Origin of the sequence: Halomonas sp. ND22Bw, assembly GCF_003011945.1 — a bacterium.
GTDB classification, from domain to species: Bacteria; Pseudomonadota; Gammaproteobacteria; order Pseudomonadales; family Halomonadaceae; genus Halomonas; species Halomonas halophila.
In genome coordinates, this window is the sequence record NZ_PXWD01000391.1 from 1 (window position 1) to 347 (window position 347).

1 protein-coding gene is annotated in these 347 nt (G+C 68.3%); it reads left to right on the forward strand.

Annotated elements, in window-relative coordinates; genetic code table 11:
* Positions 1 to 347: SDR family NAD(P)-dependent oxidoreductase (locus CVH10_RS18590; RefSeq protein WP_219924817.1), on the forward strand; the 347-nt coding region annotated here is incomplete at both ends.

The following is a 347-nucleotide window of genomic DNA, read 5'->3' on the forward strand; positions in this document are numbered from 1 at the left end:
TGGAAGACTTTCACGCACGCACCGTGATCATCACCGGCGGCGCCACCCTGATCGGGCAGGCGGTGGCCGAGGCCTTCGTCGCCGCCGGAGCCGGCGTTGCCATCCTGGACATCGATGCCGAGGCGGGGGCCGCCCTGGCGGATCGCCTGGGGCCTGCGGCCTGCTTCCTCGCCACCGACATCACCGACGATGCCCGGCTGCAGCAAGCCGTCGTTGAGGTCGAGGAACGCTTCGGCGGCATCGACGCACTCATCAACCTGGCCTGCAGCTACCTGGACGATGGCGTTGCCTCCTCGCGCGCCGATTGGCTCAAGGCTCTCGACATCAACCTCGTCAGCGCCGTGATG